The sequence below is a fragment of the Ruegeria sp. BC1 genome (genome assembly GCF_056539305.1).
The window spans coordinates 1,103,699-1,119,808 of record NZ_JBQFUT010000001.1; the positions used below are offsets into that span (position 1 = coordinate 1,103,699).

Here is a 16,110-nt window from a genome sequence, read left to right on the forward strand (position 1 = left end):
GTGGACGGGAATTAAAAGACGCACGGTTAAGCCGGGATAGGTTGGATCAGGTCCGGTCCGCTGGCCCGGTTCGAGTTCACTGCGGGATCAACGCGGTAATAGTCCAGCACACTCTCATGACCAGGCTGCATCAATCGCGCGGCCCCCTTGCCCGTCTCACCAAGCCACAAGGGCCAGTCATCCGGTTCAACGATCAGCGGCATTCGGTGATGAATGGCACTCAGATGGCGATTTGCAGATGTCGTCACTATGGCACAGGTGCCTTGTCGACTATCATCCGCCCCCCACTCTTGCCAGACCCCGGCAAAAGCGATCGGGGCCCCGTCTCTGCGGCGAATATACCACGGCAATCGATCACCCTGTTCCGCCTTCGTCCACTCATAAAACCCGGTTGCCACGATCAGACAACGCCGTTCCCGGCAGGCGGCGCGAAAGGCGGGTTTGTCGGCCAAAGTCTCGGCCCGGGCGTTGATCAGCAAAGGTCCTGCGTTTTCGGTCTTATACCAATGGGGCAAAAACCCCCAACGTAGTGGGTCCAACCTGCGACCAGCTTCTCCGGCGCGTACGGCATGCACTTGATTTGTCGGGCACACATTGTAGTTCGGCACGTTGGGCAACGTATTTGCCGGTCGCGCAGAAAATAGCTGCGCCATCGCATCGCTGGGAAGGGTTATTGCAAACCGTCCGCACATGGGTAATGAACCATCAATAAAAGTTTTCCACATGCACAGGGTGTCACAGGGTCATATGCAAAATCAAACAGCGAAAACCCTCAAAGGCAAGGCGGTGGCTGCTCTGGAAGCGGGCAAGCTGAACCAGGCATTAAAAAACGCGCAATTGGGTGTCAAAAAGTTCCCAAAGGACTCAGACTTCCACGCGATCTCGGGCTTTGTCCTGACCGAGATGAAGCAGTACAGGAAATCAATTCCGCATTTCATCGAAGCATCCCGGATGAAACCCGATGACCCTCAGTTCGTGGAAAACCTTGCAAATGCCCTGATGCAAACCGGCCAGGTTCCCAAAGCACTGGAATACACCGAGAAAAAGCTGGAACAGTTCCCCAATAACCAAGAGCTGAACCGTGTTCTTGATGAGATCCACCTGAAGGGCAACAGCTGGCGCACGATCATAGAACATGCCAGCAAGAAGCTGCAAAGCGACCCAGATAACGTCATGCTTCTATCCAAACGGGCCAGAGCTTATGCCAAAATCGGGTTTGTTGATGATAACTCGCGCGATCTTACCCGCGCATATGAGCTGGACCCGGACAACACTGACATCGCGTTCCTGAAGGCGGTGAATTTGCATCAAAGTGGAAACAAGGCGGCGGCAAAGGACATTCTGCGGCGTATTCTTGACGACAACCCGGAGCATCCAAATGCGTTGCTGCAAACGGCGACGATGGCCAGGAAAGAAGAAGCGCCGGAAGTGATGGACGCGGTCGAGACTGCTATCGCAAACAGCGACAGTGAGCTGCAAGAGCTTGAGTTCGCCAAAGCGCATTTAATCTCAACCTCTGAGGGCCTGGGCAGCGCGTTGCCGCAATTTGCACGGGCCAATGCCATTCAACACGCGGGAAATCCGTATAATTTTGCCGATGAAGAAAAAAAGTTGGACAATATTACCAACATGTTCCCGGTCGGCACTGAAATTTCCAGTTCGGTTCCAAGCGACATACCCGCACCGATCTTTGTGTTGGGGCAACCCCGTTCCGGCACCACTCTGATGGAAATGATGCTCAGCTCTGTTCCCAACATCGCAGGCTGTGGGGAACTAACACTGGGTCCGGATCTGTCTCGTGATTTCGAGAATGGATCGTCGGAATTTGACTCGGGTAAAGCCGCTGAATTCGCAAAGGAATTCCGCAAGCTGATGCCCCCGATCCCCGACGGCTCGGTCGCCTTTGTCGACAAGATGCCGCACAATTTTCAGCGGGTAGGTTTTTTGCTCTCCGCGTTCCCAAATGCGAAGATCATCAACATGCTGCGTGACCCGCGCGACGTTGGACTTTCAAAATGGATCAGGCGTTTCCCGGCTGGGGGCATGCGCTATGCCTCAAACCTGAAAGCCATCGCACATACCGCAAACTTGTATCGGCAATACATGGCCCATTGGGACTCGGTTTTCGGAGACCGAATACTGACGGTTCCCTACGAGAAATTGGTGGCTGATCCGCAGACCTATAGCCAACAGGTGGCGGCATATTGTGATATTGAATGGCATGAATCCATGATGCGCCCCGAGGAAAACACCAAACAGGTGAGAACGGCGAGTATTGATCAGGTGCGCAACCAGATCTCTACCAAGTCTGTTGGCGGTTGGCAAAGCGTGTCCGAACATTTGCGTCCGATGCTGGACAATCTCGACCCGGCGCTCTGGCCGGAGTACAACTTAGACTAAGGTCGTCTGAATACATAAAGGCCGCATCACTGGATGCGGCCTTTTCCTTGTTCTGGCTGAAATTTACTTCTGTTTGATACGCCCATCCAAATACGGTTGGTACGGCGCATTTTCAGCCAGATACTCTGCCGTCACATCCGCAAGGTCGGGTCCAAAGTCATAGGCGTTTTTGTCGTCACCTTCGAACATACTGTACCCATCTCCACCATTGCGGACATAATTGTTAGTGACCACCAAATAAGTCGCCGCCGGATCAATCGGAACGAAACCGTCACCGTCAGCGACCATAACCTCTGTCACCCGACCCTCATTTGGTGCAACCGCAGGGTCCCACGTGAAGGTCATACCAGCCACCTGTGGAAAACGGCCTTTGACCTCTTCGACCTGGCTGACCCCGTTCTCGAGCGCGTCGATGACGCCCTGCCCGCTGATCTCGAAGGTCGACAGCGTGTTCTGGAAAGGCAGCACTGTCAGCACTTCGCCCATGGTCACTTCGCCCGGGTCTATCGAAGCCCGCAAACCGCCCGAGTTTGCTATGGCGATCTGAACGCCCTGATCCGCAACCCGAGCCAGCATTGCGTCAGCTACCAGATTACCCATCTCGCATTCCTGCACGCGACAGACCGACCGGTCTCCCTCAATGGAATCTGCTGCGTTTGCGACCACCTTGTTACGGATTTCATCCAGCGGCGCGGCCAGTTCCGCGATGCGATCCAAAGCGGCTTGATCTTCAGTTACTGAGTTATCCATGATCAACGGTTCGCCCACCGCCTCGACCACGTTGCCGTCATCGTCGAAGGTGACATTCAACTCACCCAGAAACTTACCGTACGCGTAGGCCTGCACGATCTGAACGCCGTTGACTACGGTCGGGTACGGCCCTGCGGCCTTGTCAGAAACATTAGACAGGTATGTGTTTGAATGACCGCCCACGATCACGTCTACGCCGCTTGTCTCTTGCGCAACGCGTTGGTCGACGCCATAGCCCGAATGGCTGAGAACAATAATCTTGTTCACGCCCTCGCCAGCCAGTTTATCGACTTCGGCCTGAACCGCCGGGGCCGGATCCGAGAATGTGATATTTGGCCCGGGTGAGGCCAAGTCATGCGTGTCCTCAGGCGTCAGGCCGATCAGGCCGATTTTTTCGCCTCCGACCTCGATCACCGTCGACTTTTTGATCCTGTCGGTCAGCAATTCTTCGTCGGCCACATCCGCATTCGACATCAGAACCGGAAAATCCACTGAGTCGATGAAACCGCGCAGAACCTCGGGGCCATCGTCGAATTCGTGGTTGCCCACGGTCATCGCGTCATAGCCCAGCTTGTTCATGAATTCCGCCGCGACCTTACCTTTGTAATAGGTGTAAAACAGAGACCCCTGAAACTGATCACCTCCATCAACCAGAATTGAGTTCTCCGCGCGTGCTCGGGCCTCTTCAACAGCAGTGACAAGGCGTGCCGATCCGCCAAAACATTTGCCTTCTGCATTGTCCTCGTCGCTGCACCCACTGTCGTATTTATTGATCGGTTCAATACGAGAGTGGAAATCGTTGGTGTGCAGAATTGTCAGTTTATAGTCAGCAGCCGCCATGCCAGCGGTCAGACCCAGAATGGCCGCTGACGTCAGAAAACGGGTGAACATTCTTGATACTCCCTATTGTTATTGGGGCGATGGTGCGCCTACTGGCCAGAAGAGTCAAAGGGGGAAATCCAGCTTGATTCTGCCCGCCTAGCGGGGCATCACGGCCCCATGCTGATTTACAAGATTTTCCGGGCCGACGAGTGGGCTATGTTGCAGGATCACGGTGCCTCGGACGGCGCACCGATAGATGTTGCGGACGGCTATGTTCATTTTTCGACCGCCGAACAGGCTGCCGAAACTGCGGCAAAACACTTTGCCGGAGTTGAAGGGCTTACTCTGCTGGCCTGCGACGCCGAAGCAATGGGGGTTGACCTGAAATGGGAGGTTTCCCGTGGTGGGGCCCTATTCCCTCATCTCTACCGCCAAATTCGAATGACGGATGTTGTGTGGTCACGTACCCTGCCCCTTGACGGACAGACGCACCAATTCCCCAAGGGAATGAAATGACAGCCTTCATCGACCCGGACCGCGCACAATTCGAGGGATTCAAAACTTTGGATCGGGATCACCCGATCGAAATGCTGAACCTGGTGAAATTCCGTGCCACAGCCAAATACCCCGAGGGACACGCATTGGCAGGTGCCGGTCTTACCGGAGCGCAAGCCTATCGCAATTATGGCTTGGATACTGCTCCGATCATCGCACGCCTGGGCGCGTCCATCCTGTGGCGCGGCGCATATCAAGCCACTCTGATCGGTCCTCAGGACGAAGCATGGGACGAAGTCTTTATCGCCCGCTATCCAACGGCGCATGCGTTTCTTGAGATGGTGACGGACCCCGATTACCAATCAGCGGTCGTCCACCGGCAAGCCGCGGTGGAAACTTCTCGGCTGATCCGCTGCGCACCCAACCAAACCGGAGAAGCATTCGGATGAAACTGACCGAAAAACTTGGCCTGGCCGTCCTGCACCGGATGGACCCGGAAGCCGCGCATGGAATATCGATCAAGGTATTGAAAGCGGGCCTCGCGCCAGCTCCGGGGCCAGTGACGTCGGCTAGGTTGAAGACACGTATCGCGGGTTTGGATCTGCCCAACCCGGTTGGTCTGGCCGCAGGTTTTGACAAGAACGGAGAGGTACTGACCCCCCTGTCACGCGCGGGCTTTGGGTTCATAGAAGTGGGTGCCGTGACCCCGCGCCCGCAACCCGGCAACCCCAAACCCCGGCTGTTTCGCCTGACCGAAGACAAGGCGGCCATCAATCGCTTTGGTTTCAACAACGAAGGGATGGAGGTCATGGCCCGCCGCCTGGCTGATCGCCCCAAGGACGCAGTGATAGGTTTGAACCTGGGCGCGAACAAGGACAGTGACGATCGGCCCGGCGATTTCGCCAAGGTCCTTGGACATTGCGCTGAATTTCTGGATTTTGCCACGGTCAATGTCTCGTCCCCCAACACCGAAAAGCTACGGGACTTGCAAGGCAAAGCAGCCCTTGGTGCGCTGCTGGGTGGTGTGATCAAAACCCGAGACGCCTTACCCAGCCCTGTACCGGTTTTCCTCAAGATCGCCCCCGATCTGACCGAAGCAGAATTGCAGGACATCGCAGAAGTGGCTGCCGAAACCGGCGTGGACGCGGTGATCGCCACAAACACCACCCTGTCGCGCGACGAACTGAGTAGTGCGCACCAAAGCGAGGCCGGCGGTCTGTCCGGCGCGCCCCTTTTTGAGAAATCGACGCGCGTTCTGGCCCGCCTCAGCCATCTGACCGAAGGGAAGATACCGCTGATCGGTGTCGGTGGAATCAGCACGGCCGAACACGCCTATGCCAAGGTCTGCGCTGGGGCCTCTGCCGTGCAGCTTTATACGGCGCTGGTTTACGGTGGGATATCTCTAGCGGCTGAGATCGCCCGAGGGTTGGACGAATTGTTGGCGCGCGACGGGTTTAGCAACGTCGCGCAAGCCGTTGGAAGTAAACGAGAGGACTGGCTGTGATTACATACTGGCACAACCCGCGATGCTCCAAATCCCGCGCCGGGCTGGCGCTGCTTGAGGAGAATGGCGCCCAGGTGGACATTCGGAAATACCTTGAGGATGCTCCTTCGACGGAAGAACTGCGCGTTGTGCTAGACCAGCTGGGTGTCGATGCCATCGACATTGTTCGCACCGGGGAAAAGCGGTTCAAGGAATTGGGGTTAACGAAATCCTCGCCCTCTGACGAACTGATCGCCGCTATGGCCGAAAACCCGATCCTGATTGAACGTCCTCTGGCCATGGCCGATGACAAAGCTGCAATCGGACGCCCACCTGAGAATTTGTTGTCTCTGCTTTAGGCCACCTGCGCCTCAAGTTTGGGGTAGCGCCACCCCAAGGTCACGCCACGCGCGATGTTCAGGATCATCAGCGCGGCCCAAAGGCCGTGATTGCCCAGTGTTGGCACCAGAATGAACAGCGCAAGGACATAGATGGCAACTGACTGGATCATCGCGTTGCGCATCGCGCGGGTCCAGGTCGCACCGATATAGATGCCGTCGAACATCCAACTGGCGACGCCAATCACGGGTGCCAGTGCGGCCCAGATCAGATAATCCCGCGCCGCTACGCGCACCTCATCCGACGTCGACATCAGGTCGATCAATGCTGGCCCGGCAACAAAGAAAACAACGCCCAAGGCGAAGGCTCCACCCACGCCCCATTGCGATGCCATGATCGACGCCCGTCGGACCTGAGGCCGATCCCGCGCACCGACGGCGCTGCCAACAAGCGCCTCGGCAGAAAAGGCAAACCCGTCCAGTGCAAAAGCGGTGATTTCCAGAAATTGTAGCAGCACCTGATTGGCGGCCAGGTTAACGTCTCCCAAATCAGAGCCCACGAACAGGAAGGTCGTGAATGAGCCGGTCAACAGGACAGAGCGGATCATGATATCTCCGTTCACCTGCATCATCCGACGCAACCGCGCGGGGTCGAAGATCCGAGGCCAATCACGCCATTGGTTTCCCCCGAACGCATCGCGACACAGCCACAGGCCCAATGCCAACCCGGTCCATTCGGCGATCAGTGTGGCGATGGCAACGCCTTCGACGCCCCAACCGAGGCCCAACACGAACCACAAATCCAATAGGATGTTCAGGCCGTTCATCCATATCTGTAGAACGAATACGCCGCGGGTTCGTTCTACTGCGATCAACCAACCAGTCACGGCATAAAGCGCAATCGTCGCCGGTGCGCCCCAAATGCGGATTTGCAAATAGTCGCGCGTCAGCGCCTCGACCTCGGGGCTGGCGGGCGACAAGGCAAATGCGCCCCAGAACACCCAGAATTGGGTCAGGACAAAGACCAATCCGGCTGTACCGCCCAGCAGCAACCCACGCATCAAGAGCGCCCCGGTTTCAGCCGTATCCCCTGCCCCACGCGCCTGGGCCGCAAGGCCGGTTGTCCCCATGCGCAGGAAACCAAAAATCCAGTAGATGCTGGCCAGAATGACCGCACCCATGCCTACAGCACCGATCGGCGCGGCCAGTCCCATTTGACCGACCACACCAGTATCCACCGCACCCAATATGGGAACAGTAGCATTGGAAAGCACGATCGGAACCGCGATCTTCAGCACTCGTTTATGTGTAAGGGATGCCGAAGCGTCTGACATTTTAGTCTACTCGGCGCTCGACTTGGGTTGCGGCATCAGGAAATGCCCGGTGGCCTGCGCAATCGGGCGGGCGCGATTGTCTTGCCAGGCTTCGACCCGAACCGAGGCATAGCGCCGCCCCGACCGGCTGACAAACGCGCGGGCGTAGGCGTCCCTCGGCAAGCCGGAGCGCAGGTAGTCCACCGTGAAATCGACAGTCTTGGGAAATCGCATGTCGTCTGACTTGAAAATTTGGTCCGCGTCTATCTCACCGCTTTCGATACGGGGAAAGAAATACTCCCAGCTCAGAGTAATAACTGCCGTAACCTCCAGAAACGCAGCTGTAACTCCGCCATGAAGCGCCGGCAGCAATGGGTTTCCGATAAGCTTGTCGTCAAAATTCAGCACCCCGGTCAACTCATCCCCACGCCGGTCGAAGGTGATATCAAGAAAGCGGATATAGGGGACGCCCTCGACTATTGCATTCAATGCCGCATCTCGGCGTTGCTTCACCACCTGCATGGGTTCAGGACGAGGACGCACCATTACAGACCCTCCACCGTGAATGATCCCGAAGCAGTCGCGACAGGATGTTCCTGATCTTCATCCATCGCGGTGGCCCGAACAAAGGCGACATTGCGTGTGATGTGGTAACAGGTGGCGTGGGCAGTGATATTCTGGCCTGGCGTAGCGGCCCTCATATAGTCGATCCTCAGGTCGATTGTGGCCGTCCCACCAGGGGCCGCCGGATGGCACATAACAGCCGCCCCGCAGCACGTGTCCAACGCTGTAAATACGGCTCCGCCATGGATAACCCCTGTCCGGGGGTCACCGACCAAGTCTGTATTATAGGGCATAGTGATGCTAGCACCGCCCTCACCGATAGTGGTCAGTTTCAGCCCCAACACCTTGGCATGCGGTATCGCCTCGATGAACTGGCGCGCAATTTTTATTTTGTCGACCATGTGGGTTAGCCCTTTTGATTTCGCCCTTTATGAGCCTGAGCCCTGTAAAAGAGCAAGCCCACCTGTTGCGCTTGACGTAACAGCGTCCTACGGTGCAGCCGAGGAGACCGCGAATGACCGACAACCGTTTGTCATTAAACGAGATGTGCGAAGAGTTCGACGTAACCAAACGCACACTACGTTACTATGAGTACATAGAGCTGCTGCAGCCGGAACGCGAAGGCCGCACCCGCTATTATGGTCCACGCGAATGCGCCCGAATGAAATTGATCATGCGCGGGCGCCTGTTCGGATTTTCGCTGGAAGAAATCAGACAATGGCTGCTGATCTACGAAGATCAGGGAAACCAAGCCCAGATGGCCGAATTCATTAAACTGGCCGACAGGCAAATGCCCGAGCTGCAAAAGCAACGTCAGCAACTGGACGAAGCGATGGACGAATTACAGCGGCTGCGAGATCAGACTGCAAAGTTGCTGCGCTAACCTGCGGCCACGGCCAGCATAGAAAACCACTACATTAAAAATCTCTGGTGTCGCGGGGCCTAACGGCCTTGCGCGTTAACTGGTGCTGGACAGTAAACCCCAAAAGTTCCGTTGCGTAACACTGCCAAAAGCCCGTCCCCCGCATCTTGACGTGAAGGGATGCTACGTCAACTTATGTTGTGACGCAGCGTTCACATTACGTGAACGTCAACTTTGTGTTGTAACGTGTGCATCGACTGCACAACTGACCCTTACAGACGCCAGTGACGAGAGTGCCGAGACCATGAACGAAGACCTGATGACCATCCGTGAAATGTGTGAGACATACGATGTCACGCCACGCACATTGCGGTTTTACGAGGCCAAGGAACTCTTGTTTCCTATCCGCGAGGGCCAAAAGCGGCTGTTCACCAAACGTGACCGTGCCCGCCTGAAGCTGATCCTGCGCGGTAAGCGCTTTGGTTTCAGCCTTGAGGAAATTCGTCAGCTTCTTGATCTTTACCATGTGGATGACCAGCAACTGACCCAGATGTCCCGCACGTACGAAATCGCATGCGAACGACTGGCTGACATGGAATCTCGTCGTGAGGAACTCACTCAGGCCATTGACGATCTGAAAGAACAGTTGCGCTGGGGTGAAAAAGTCATCGCCTCGATGAAGAACGAGAAAAAAGCCGACAACTGACGCTTGCGGCTCAAGCCCAGAACATCAGACTAAAAGGGAGCTTCAAATGCCCGTTTACAACGCGCCTACCAAGGACACACAGTTTATTTTGCACGATGTGCTGCGGATCTCGGAATCTGACATTCCGGGGTATGGCGAACTGGAGGCTGAGTTCACCGGTGCTGTTCTGGAAGAGGCCGGCAAAGTTGCCACCAACGTTCTGCACCCACTCAATGTTGTGGGTGACACTGAAGGCTGCCGTTTGGAGAATGGTGTGGTGTACCCGCCAACAGGTTTCAAGGACGCGTTCGATCAGGTGAAAGAGGGCGGCTGGACCGGTCTGGATATGCCTGAAGAGTATGGCGGCCAAAATATGCCTTACGTCATTGGAACTGCCGTAGGAGAGATGTTCTCGAGCGCCAACCAGGCGTTTACGATGTATCAGGGTCTGACGCATGGAGCGGCCTCGGCGATTCTGGTGCATGGCACGGAGGAGCAGAAGGCAAAGTATCTGCCCAACATGGTCAGCTGCGAATGGACCGGCACCATGAACCTGACCGAGCCGCATTGCGGCACCGATTTGGGTCTGATGCGGACAAAGGCGGAGCCGCAGAATGATGGCAGCTACAAGATCTCAGGGCAGAAGATCTTTATCTCGGCTGGCGATCACAACATGGCGGACAACATCATCCACCTGGTTCTGGCGAAGATCCCCGGCGGTCCCGAGGGCATCAAGGGCGTGTCGCTGTTCATCGTTCCCAAGTTCATCGTGAATGAGGACGGTTCGCTGGGCGAGCGCAATGGCGTGTCGGTCGGAAAGATCGAAGAGAAAATGGGCATCCACGGCAATTCGACCTGTGTGATGAATTACGATGGTGCGACCGGCTGGCTGCTGGGCGAAGAGCACAAAGGCATGCGCGCCATGTTCACGATGATGAACGAAGCGCGCCTGGGTGTGGGCATGCAGGGCCTTTCGCAGGCCGAAGCGGCGTATCAGAACGCGGTGGAGTATGCCAAGGACCGCCTGCAGGGGCGTGACGTAACCGGTGTGAAGAACCCCGATGGTCCGGCCGATCCCCTGATCGTGCACCCGGACATCCGCCGCAACCTGATGGACCAGAAAAGCTTCACCGAAGGTGCGCGCGCGTTCATCCTTTGGGGCGCAAAACTGATCGACCAGGCGCATCGCGCAGGTGACAAGGATGCGGACGGTCTGATCTCTCTGCTGACGCCGGTGATCAAGGGTTTCCTGACGGATCAGGGTTACGACATGACCGTTCAGGCGCAGCAGGTTTACGGCGGCCACGGCTATATCGAGGAATGGGGCATGTCGCAATACACCCGCGACGCCCGGATCGCGATGATCTACGAGGGTGCCAACGGTGTACAGGCGCTGGACCTGGTGGGCCGCAAGCTGGCGGCGGACGGCGGCAAGCATGTCATGGCGTTCTTCGAGATGGTCAAATCCTTCTGCAAGGAAAATGGTGGCAAAAATGAAGCATATGACAAGGCCTTCATCGAACCACTAAAAGCCGCGTCGAAAGACCTGCAAGCCGCTGGCATGTACTTTATGCAGGAAGGGATGAAGAACCCGAACAACGCGTTGTCGGGCTCGTATGACTTCATGCACATGTTCGGCCATGTCTGCCTGGGCCTTTTGTGGGCACAGATGGCCAAGGCGGCGCAGGAAGCGCTGGACGGGGGTGCCTCGGACACTGAGTTCTACGAGACCAAGATCACAACCGGCCGTTTCTACATGGCGCGCCGCCTGCCAGCGACCGCACTGCATCTGGCGCGCATACAGTCTGGCGCGGACACAGTAATGGCACTGGACGCAGAGAGCTTCTGATCTCAGTCTGGTTCCGGGCGTCGTTGCCCGGAACCAGTTCCCCAAGGAGACCCCATGCCGAAACGCTTTCGTCTGACCCGCCGCTTTCCCGTTGCCATGACCGAAGACGGGTATCGCAAGTTGAAGGGTTTCGCCCGCGAGGCCGGTTTGGATGAGGGAGAAGCACTGTCGTTCCTGTTTGAGAACTTCAACAGCGTGATCGACGAAGAGAACCTGACGCACCGGCTGCGCATCTTCAATTCCGAGCTTGAGGCACGCAAGAGATGAACACCGACCTGAAGACCGGACACCTCCGGCAAGGGTATTTGTGACAAGATGAAGCGGCGATGCACCCCGGCCACCGGTCGCACTTCATCTTTTCAAAAATACTCGGTTCCCACTGAACCACGAACGCCACGGGAGGGGTAATCGCATGACCATAGAACTGCACTGCTTCGGAGAAAGTGGAAACGCCTACAAGGCGGCACTTGCCCTGGAGATGTCGGGGCTGGACTGGACACCGGTTTTTGTCGATTTCTTCGGCGGCGCGACACGGACGCCCGAGTACCGGGCCGATGTCAACACGATGGGTGAGGTTCCGGTTCTGGTCGACGGCGATTTCCGCACCAGCCAGTCGGGCGCGATTCAGGCCTATGTCACCGAGAAGTCGGGCCGGTTCGGCGGCCGGAACCGGGCTGAGGATTATGAGATTCTGCGCTGGGTTCTGTGGGACAATCACAAGCTCAGCTCGACGGCCGGTCTGACCAGATTCCTGATCAACTTTTTGCCCGAGCAGCACCGCAACCCGGATGTGATCGCCTTCAATCAGGGGCGCCTGAAGGCGGCCTATGAGGTGTTGAACACCCATCTTGAGGGCCGCGACTGGATGGTTGGCGATGGTGTGACCAATGCCGATCTCAGCTGCTGCGGCTACCTGTATTACCCCGAGCCGTTTGGCTTTGACCGGGCCGACTGGCCCCATATCGACGCCTGGTTGACACGCCTCAGTGAACAGCCCGGCTGGAAACACCCCTATGACCTGATGCCCGGCAACCCGTCGGATCGAGCTTGAGGAGAGACCTATGACCGAAGCATATATCTACGACGCCCTGCGCACCCCGCGCGGCAAGGGCCGCAAGGATGGCAGCCTGCACGAGGTAACCTCGGTGCGCCTGTCTGCGCTAACCCTGAACGCGGTGAAAGAGCGTAACAATCTGGAAGGCCACGCCGTCGAGGACGTGATCTGGGGCAACGTCACGCAGGTGATGGAACAGGGCGGCTGCCTGGCGCGGACCGCGATTCTGGCCTCGGATCTGGACGAGCGCATACCAGGTCTGGCGATCAACCGCTTTTGCGCCAGTGGCATGGAGGCAGTGAACCTTGCGGCGAACCAGGTCAAGGCCGGTGCGGGAGATGGATATATCGCCGGTGGCGTCGAGATGATGAGCCGTGTGGCCATGGGCAGCGACGGTGCGGCGGTTGCGGCAGATCCTTCGGTGGCGATGGAATCCTATTTTGTGCCGCAGGGCATCTCGGCCGATATCATCGCAACCGAATACGGCTTTAGCCGCGATGACGCCGACGCGCTGGCAGTAGAGTCGCAGCGCCGCGCGGCCATTGCCTGGGAAGAGAACCGGTTTGAAAAGTCGGTGATCACCGTCAAAGATCAGAACGGCCTAACTATTCTGGACCGCGATGAATATATGCGCCCCGGCACCGACATGCAGAGCCTGGGCGGCCTGAACCCGGCCTTCCAGATGATGGGCGAACAGATGCCCGGTTTCGACAAGGTTGCGATGATCAAGTACCCGCATCTGGAAAAGATCAACCACATCCACCACGCGGGTAACAGCTCAGGGATAGTGGACGGTGCTGCGGCGCTTTTGATTGGGAATAAAGAGTTCGGCGAAAAGCACGGCCTGAAGCCGCGCGCGCGGATCAAGGCAACCGCCAAGATCGGCCTGGACCCGACCATCATGCTGACCGGCCCGGTGCCAGTGACCGAGAAGATTCTGGCCGACAACGGTATGCAGATCAGCGATCTGGACCTGTTCGAAGTAAACGAAGCCTTTGCCAGCGTCGTGCTGCGCTTTCAGCAGGCCTTTGATCTCGACCCTTCGCTGGTCAACGTTAATGGTGGCTCGATCGCGATGGGGCATCCGCTGGGTGCGACCGGCGCGATGATCATCGGCACGCTGCTGGACGAGTTGGAGCGTCAGGACAAGGAAACCGGCCTGGCCACGCTCTGCATTGCATCCGGCATGGGTGCGGCCACCATCATCGAACGCGTGTAACCGGCGGGATCAGGAGACTGGAAATGACTGAATTTACTCTGACCAAAGACGCCGACGGCGTTGGCATCATCACCTGGGACGTTCCGGGCAAGACCATGAACGTGATGTCCTTTGACGGGCTGGCACAGCTGAACGACTGTATCGATCAGGCGCTGGCTGACGACGAGATCAAGGGCATCGTGATCACCTCGGGCAAGGAAGGCTCCTTTGCCGGGGGCATGGACTTGAACCTGCTGGCGGTGATGAAGGAAGAGGCGGGCGACAACCCGGCCAAGGGTCTGTTCGAAGGCACCATGAAAATGCACGCCCTTCTGCGCAAGATCGAGCTGGCAGGCATGGACATCAAGACCAAGAAGGGTGGCAAGCCGATTGCCACCGCGCTGCCCGGCACCGCCGCGGGCATCGGCATGGAGCTGCCGCTATCCACGCACCGGATTTTTGCCGCGGAAAACCCCAAGGCGAAATACGGCCTGCCCGAGATCATGGTCGGCATCTTCCCCGGCGCCGGCGGCACCACCCGCATGGTGCGCAAGGTTGGTGCAGTGGCGGCGGCTCCGCTGCTGCTGGAAGGCAAGATGCTGGATGCCAAAAAGGCAAAGGGCGCCGGTTACGTCGACGAGATCGCCGCCGATCCGGTAGCCGCCGCCAAGGAGTGGGTGCTGAACGCCAAGGATGCCGACATCGTCAAACCGTGGGACGCCAAGGGCTACAAGATGCCCGGCGGCGCGCCCTATCACCCAGCAGGATTCATGAACTTCGTCGGTGCGTCGGCGATGGTCAACGCCAAGACCTTCGGGGCCTTCCCGGCCGCCAAGGCATTGCTGAGCGCGGTCTATGAAGGTGCGCTGGTCGATTTCGACACCGCCCTGAAGATCGAGGCGCGCTGGTTCACATCGGTGCTGATGAACCCGTCCTCGGGTGCGATGATCCGGTCGCTGTTCCTGAACAAGGAAGCGCTGGAAAAAGGCGCTGTGCGTCCTGCCGGTGTGCCGGATCAGTCGGTCAGGAAGGTCGGCGTTCTGGGCGCGGGCATGATGGGCGCGGGCATCGCGCTGGTCAGCGCCCAGGCCGGGATGGAGGTTGTTCTGATCGACCGAGATCAGGGAGCCGCCGACAAGGGCAAGGCCTATACCGAGACCTATCTGGACAAGGGCATGAAGCGCGGCAAGGTCACGGCTGAAAAGAAAGAAGCCATGCTTGGCCGCATCACCGCGACCCCCGATCTCGAGCACCTCAAAGGCTGCGACCTGATCATCGAGGCAGTGTTCGAGGATGTGGGCGTGAAAGCCGAGATGACCAAAAAGGTCGAGGCGATCATCCCCGAGGACTGCATCTTTGCCTCCAACACATCGACACTGCCGATCAGCGATCTGGCCAAGGCGTCCCAGCGGCCCGATCAGTTCATCGGCATCCACTTCTTCTCACCCGTCGAGAAGATGTTCCTGGTCGAGATCATCAAGGGCCGCGAAACCGGCGACCGCGCAGTGGCCAAGGCGCTGGACTACGTGCGCCAGATCAAAAAGACCCCGATCGTGGTCAACGATGCGCGCTTCTTCTACGCCAACCGTTGCATCATCCCTTATATCAATGAGGGCGCACGCATGATCACCGAGGGCATCAGCCCGGTGCTGATCGACAACGCTGCGCGGCAGCTGGGTTTTCCGGTCGGGCCGGTGCAGCTAACCGATGAGACCTCGATCGATCTGGGTGCCAAGATCGCACGCGCTACAAAGGCGGCGATGGGCGATGCCTACCCCGCCAGCGAGGCCGACGATCTGATCTTCTGGATGGAAGAACAGGGCCGTCTGGGCCGCAAGGCCAACGCGGGCTTTTTCGACTATGACGAAAAGGGCAAACGCATCGGCTACTGGAAAGGCTTGGCCGAAAAATACCCGTTGGCCGAAAACCAGCCCGACCTGATCGAAGTGCAGGAACGTCTGATGTTCGCACAGGTCCTTGAGGCTGTTCGCGCGCTGGAAGAAGGCGTGCTGGAAGACATTCGCGAAGGCGACGTTGGCGCAATCCTGGGCTGGGGCTTCGCGCCGTGGTCCGGTGGCCCGTTTAGCTGGCTCGACATCATCGGCGCACCCTATGCTGCCGAGCGCTGCGACCAGCTGACCGCAGCCTATGGCGAGCGCTTCACTTGCCCGTCTCTGCTGAGAGACATGGCTAAGAATGGCCAAACCTTCTACGGCCGCTTCAGCCCAAAAGCTAAAGCTGCATAATCACCAAAACGTTGAAGGCCGGCGCAATTTTTTGTGCCGGCCTTCATTGGA

The 16,110-nt window shown here is 57.8% G+C and carries 17 protein-coding genes; 12 read left to right on the forward strand and 5 right to left on the reverse strand.

From position 1 onward, the window contains the following. Window positions 1-26: 26 nt before the first annotated feature. Window positions 27-692, reverse strand: coding sequence for an SOS response-associated peptidase (locus tag ACR0IY_RS05535; protein ID WP_480671025.1), 666 nt, complete (start codon window positions 690-692; stop codon window positions 27-29). 55 nt (window positions 693-747) lie between these two features. Between ACR0IY_RS05535 and ACR0IY_RS05540 the strand changes: the two genes are divergently transcribed. After that, window positions 748-2,400, forward strand: coding sequence for a tetratricopeptide repeat-containing sulfotransferase family protein (locus tag ACR0IY_RS05540; RefSeq protein WP_480671027.1), 1,653 nt, complete (start codon window positions 748-750; stop codon window positions 2,398-2,400). A 63-nt stretch (window positions 2,401-2,463) separates the two neighbouring features. On the opposite strand, the gene ACR0IY_RS05545 is transcribed toward ACR0IY_RS05540, so the two are convergent. Further along, window positions 2,464-4,041, reverse strand: coding sequence for a bifunctional metallophosphatase/5'-nucleotidase (locus ACR0IY_RS05545; protein ID WP_480671029.1), 1,578 nt, complete (start codon window positions 4,039-4,041; stop codon window positions 2,464-2,466). 108 nt (window positions 4,042-4,149) lie between these two features. On the opposite strand from ACR0IY_RS05545, the gene ACR0IY_RS05550 reads away from it, so the two are divergent. Genes ACR0IY_RS05550 through arsC form a run of 4 tightly spaced genes read left to right on the forward strand, consistent with a single transcriptional unit; the run spans window position 4,150 to window position 6,309 of the window. Then, window positions 4,150-4,488, forward strand: a complete 339-nt coding sequence (locus tag ACR0IY_RS05550) for a DUF952 domain-containing protein (protein WP_480671031.1) — start codon at window positions 4,150-4,152, stop codon at window positions 4,486-4,488. Further along, the gene (locus ACR0IY_RS05555) at window positions 4,485-4,916 is read left to right on the forward strand and encodes a DUF1330 domain-containing protein (RefSeq protein ID WP_480671033.1); all 432 of its coding nucleotides are present in this window, start codon (window positions 4,485-4,487) and stop codon (window positions 4,914-4,916) included. The genes ACR0IY_RS05550 and ACR0IY_RS05555 overlap by 4 nt, the downstream gene beginning before the upstream one ends. After that, a complete protein-coding gene (locus tag ACR0IY_RS05560; RefSeq protein ID WP_480671035.1) occupies window positions 4,913-5,971 on the forward strand; it encodes a quinone-dependent dihydroorotate dehydrogenase in 1,059 nt (352 codons plus the stop codon). Before ACR0IY_RS05555 ends, ACR0IY_RS05560 begins: the two co-directional genes overlap by 4 nt. Further along, complete coding sequence (gene arsC / locus ACR0IY_RS05565) at window positions 5,968-6,309, forward strand: arsenate reductase (glutaredoxin) (protein ID WP_480671037.1); 342 nt, start codon at window positions 5,968-5,970, stop codon at window positions 6,307-6,309. The genes ACR0IY_RS05560 and arsC overlap by 4 nt, the downstream gene beginning before the upstream one ends. On the opposite strand, the gene ACR0IY_RS05570 is transcribed toward arsC, so the two are convergent. Genes ACR0IY_RS05570 through ACR0IY_RS05580 form a run of 3 tightly spaced genes read right to left on the reverse strand, consistent with a single transcriptional unit; the run spans window position 6,306 to window position 8,566 of the window. Then, on the reverse strand, window positions 6,306-7,622 hold the full coding sequence (locus ACR0IY_RS05570; RefSeq protein WP_480671039.1) for an MATE family efflux transporter: 1,317 nt from the start codon (window positions 7,620-7,622) through the stop codon (window positions 6,306-6,308). The genes arsC and ACR0IY_RS05570 overlap by 4 nt on opposite strands. A gap of 6 nt (window positions 7,623-7,628) precedes the next feature. Further along, window positions 7,629-8,147 carry a PaaI family thioesterase gene (locus ACR0IY_RS05575; protein WP_480671041.1) on the reverse strand — a complete coding sequence of 173 codons (519 nt, stop codon included), beginning with the start codon at window positions 8,145-8,147 and terminating at the stop codon, window positions 7,629-7,631. Then, window positions 8,147-8,566, reverse strand: a complete 420-nt coding sequence (locus ACR0IY_RS05580) for a PaaI family thioesterase (protein WP_480671043.1) — start codon at window positions 8,564-8,566, stop codon at window positions 8,147-8,149. The genes ACR0IY_RS05575 and ACR0IY_RS05580 overlap by 1 nt, the downstream gene beginning before the upstream one ends. A gap of 113 nt (window positions 8,567-8,679) precedes the next feature. Here ACR0IY_RS05580 and ACR0IY_RS05585 point away from each other — a divergent pair, with 113 nt between their 5' ends. From ACR0IY_RS05585 to ACR0IY_RS05615, 7 genes are all read left to right on the forward strand, one after another. Continuing rightward, on the forward strand, window positions 8,680-9,048 hold the full coding sequence (locus ACR0IY_RS05585) for a MerR family transcriptional regulator (protein WP_480671045.1): 369 nt from the start codon (window positions 8,680-8,682) through the stop codon (window positions 9,046-9,048). A 283-nt stretch (window positions 9,049-9,331) separates the two neighbouring features. Continuing rightward, window positions 9,332-9,733, forward strand: coding sequence for a MerR family transcriptional regulator (locus ACR0IY_RS05590; RefSeq protein ID WP_480671047.1), 402 nt, complete (start codon window positions 9,332-9,334; stop codon window positions 9,731-9,733). A gap of 46 nt (window positions 9,734-9,779) precedes the next feature. Continuing rightward, window positions 9,780-11,561, forward strand: a complete 1,782-nt coding sequence (locus tag ACR0IY_RS05595; protein WP_480671049.1) for an acyl-CoA dehydrogenase C-terminal domain-containing protein — start codon at window positions 9,780-9,782, stop codon at window positions 11,559-11,561. A 54-nt stretch (window positions 11,562-11,615) separates the two neighbouring features. After that, entirely contained in the window at window positions 11,616-11,828 is a 213-nt protein-coding gene (locus tag ACR0IY_RS05600; RefSeq protein ID WP_005981899.1) for a hypothetical protein, read from the forward strand. A gap of 145 nt (window positions 11,829-11,973) precedes the next feature. Then, window positions 11,974-12,612, forward strand: coding sequence for a glutathione S-transferase family protein (locus tag ACR0IY_RS05605; RefSeq protein WP_480671051.1), 639 nt, complete (start codon window positions 11,974-11,976; stop codon window positions 12,610-12,612). Between the two features lie 10 nt (window positions 12,613-12,622). Further along, window positions 12,623-13,834, forward strand: coding sequence for an acetyl-CoA C-acetyltransferase (locus ACR0IY_RS05610; RefSeq protein WP_480671053.1), 1,212 nt, complete (start codon window positions 12,623-12,625; stop codon window positions 13,832-13,834). Between the two features lie 23 nt (window positions 13,835-13,857). Further along, window positions 13,858-16,059 (forward strand): 3-hydroxyacyl-CoA dehydrogenase NAD-binding domain-containing protein, encoded by a 2,202-nt coding sequence (locus ACR0IY_RS05615; RefSeq protein WP_480671054.1) that lies wholly within the window; start codon window positions 13,858-13,860, stop codon window positions 16,057-16,059. Window positions 16,060-16,110: the final 51 nt, after the last annotated feature.

Bases quoted from the DNA above. Each gene is read 5' to 3' on its own strand.
- ACR0IY_RS05535 (WP_480671025.1), bottom strand. From the start codon at position 692: ATGTGCGGACGGTTTGCAATAACCCTTCCCAGCGATGCGATGGCGCAG.
- ACR0IY_RS05540 (WP_480671027.1), top strand. From the start codon at position 748: ATGCAAAATCAAACAGCGAAAACCCTCAAAGGCAAGGCGGTGGCTGCT.
- ACR0IY_RS05545 (WP_480671029.1), bottom strand. From the start codon at position 4,041: ATGTTCACCCGTTTTCTGACGTCAGCGGCCATTCTGGGTCTGACCGCT.
- ACR0IY_RS05550 (WP_480671031.1), top strand. From the start codon at position 4,150: ATGCTGATTTACAAGATTTTCCGGGCCGACGAGTGGGCTATGTTGCAG.
- ACR0IY_RS05555 (WP_480671033.1), top strand. From the start codon at position 4,485: ATGACAGCCTTCATCGACCCGGACCGCGCACAATTCGAGGGATTCAAA.
- ACR0IY_RS05560 (WP_480671035.1), top strand. From the start codon at position 4,913: ATGAAACTGACCGAAAAACTTGGCCTGGCCGTCCTGCACCGGATGGAC.
- ACR0IY_RS05570 (WP_480671039.1), bottom strand. From the start codon at position 7,622: ATGTCAGACGCTTCGGCATCCCTTACACATAAACGAGTGCTGAAGATC.
- ACR0IY_RS05575 (WP_480671041.1), bottom strand. From the start codon at position 8,147: ATGGTGCGTCCTCGTCCTGAACCCATGCAGGTGGTGAAGCAACGCCGA.
- ACR0IY_RS05580 (WP_480671043.1), bottom strand. From the start codon at position 8,566: ATGGTCGACAAAATAAAAATTGCGCGCCAGTTCATCGAGGCGATACCG.
- ACR0IY_RS05585 (WP_480671045.1), top strand. From the start codon at position 8,680: ATGACCGACAACCGTTTGTCATTAAACGAGATGTGCGAAGAGTTCGAC.
- ACR0IY_RS05590 (WP_480671047.1), top strand. From the start codon at position 9,332: ATGAACGAAGACCTGATGACCATCCGTGAAATGTGTGAGACATACGAT.
- ACR0IY_RS05595 (WP_480671049.1), top strand. From the start codon at position 9,780: ATGCCCGTTTACAACGCGCCTACCAAGGACACACAGTTTATTTTGCAC.
- ACR0IY_RS05600 (WP_005981899.1), top strand. From the start codon at position 11,616: ATGCCGAAACGCTTTCGTCTGACCCGCCGCTTTCCCGTTGCCATGACC.
- ACR0IY_RS05605 (WP_480671051.1), top strand. From the start codon at position 11,974: ATGACCATAGAACTGCACTGCTTCGGAGAAAGTGGAAACGCCTACAAG.
- ACR0IY_RS05610 (WP_480671053.1), top strand. From the start codon at position 12,623: ATGACCGAAGCATATATCTACGACGCCCTGCGCACCCCGCGCGGCAAG.
- ACR0IY_RS05615 (WP_480671054.1), top strand. From the start codon at position 13,858: ATGACTGAATTTACTCTGACCAAAGACGCCGACGGCGTTGGCATCATC.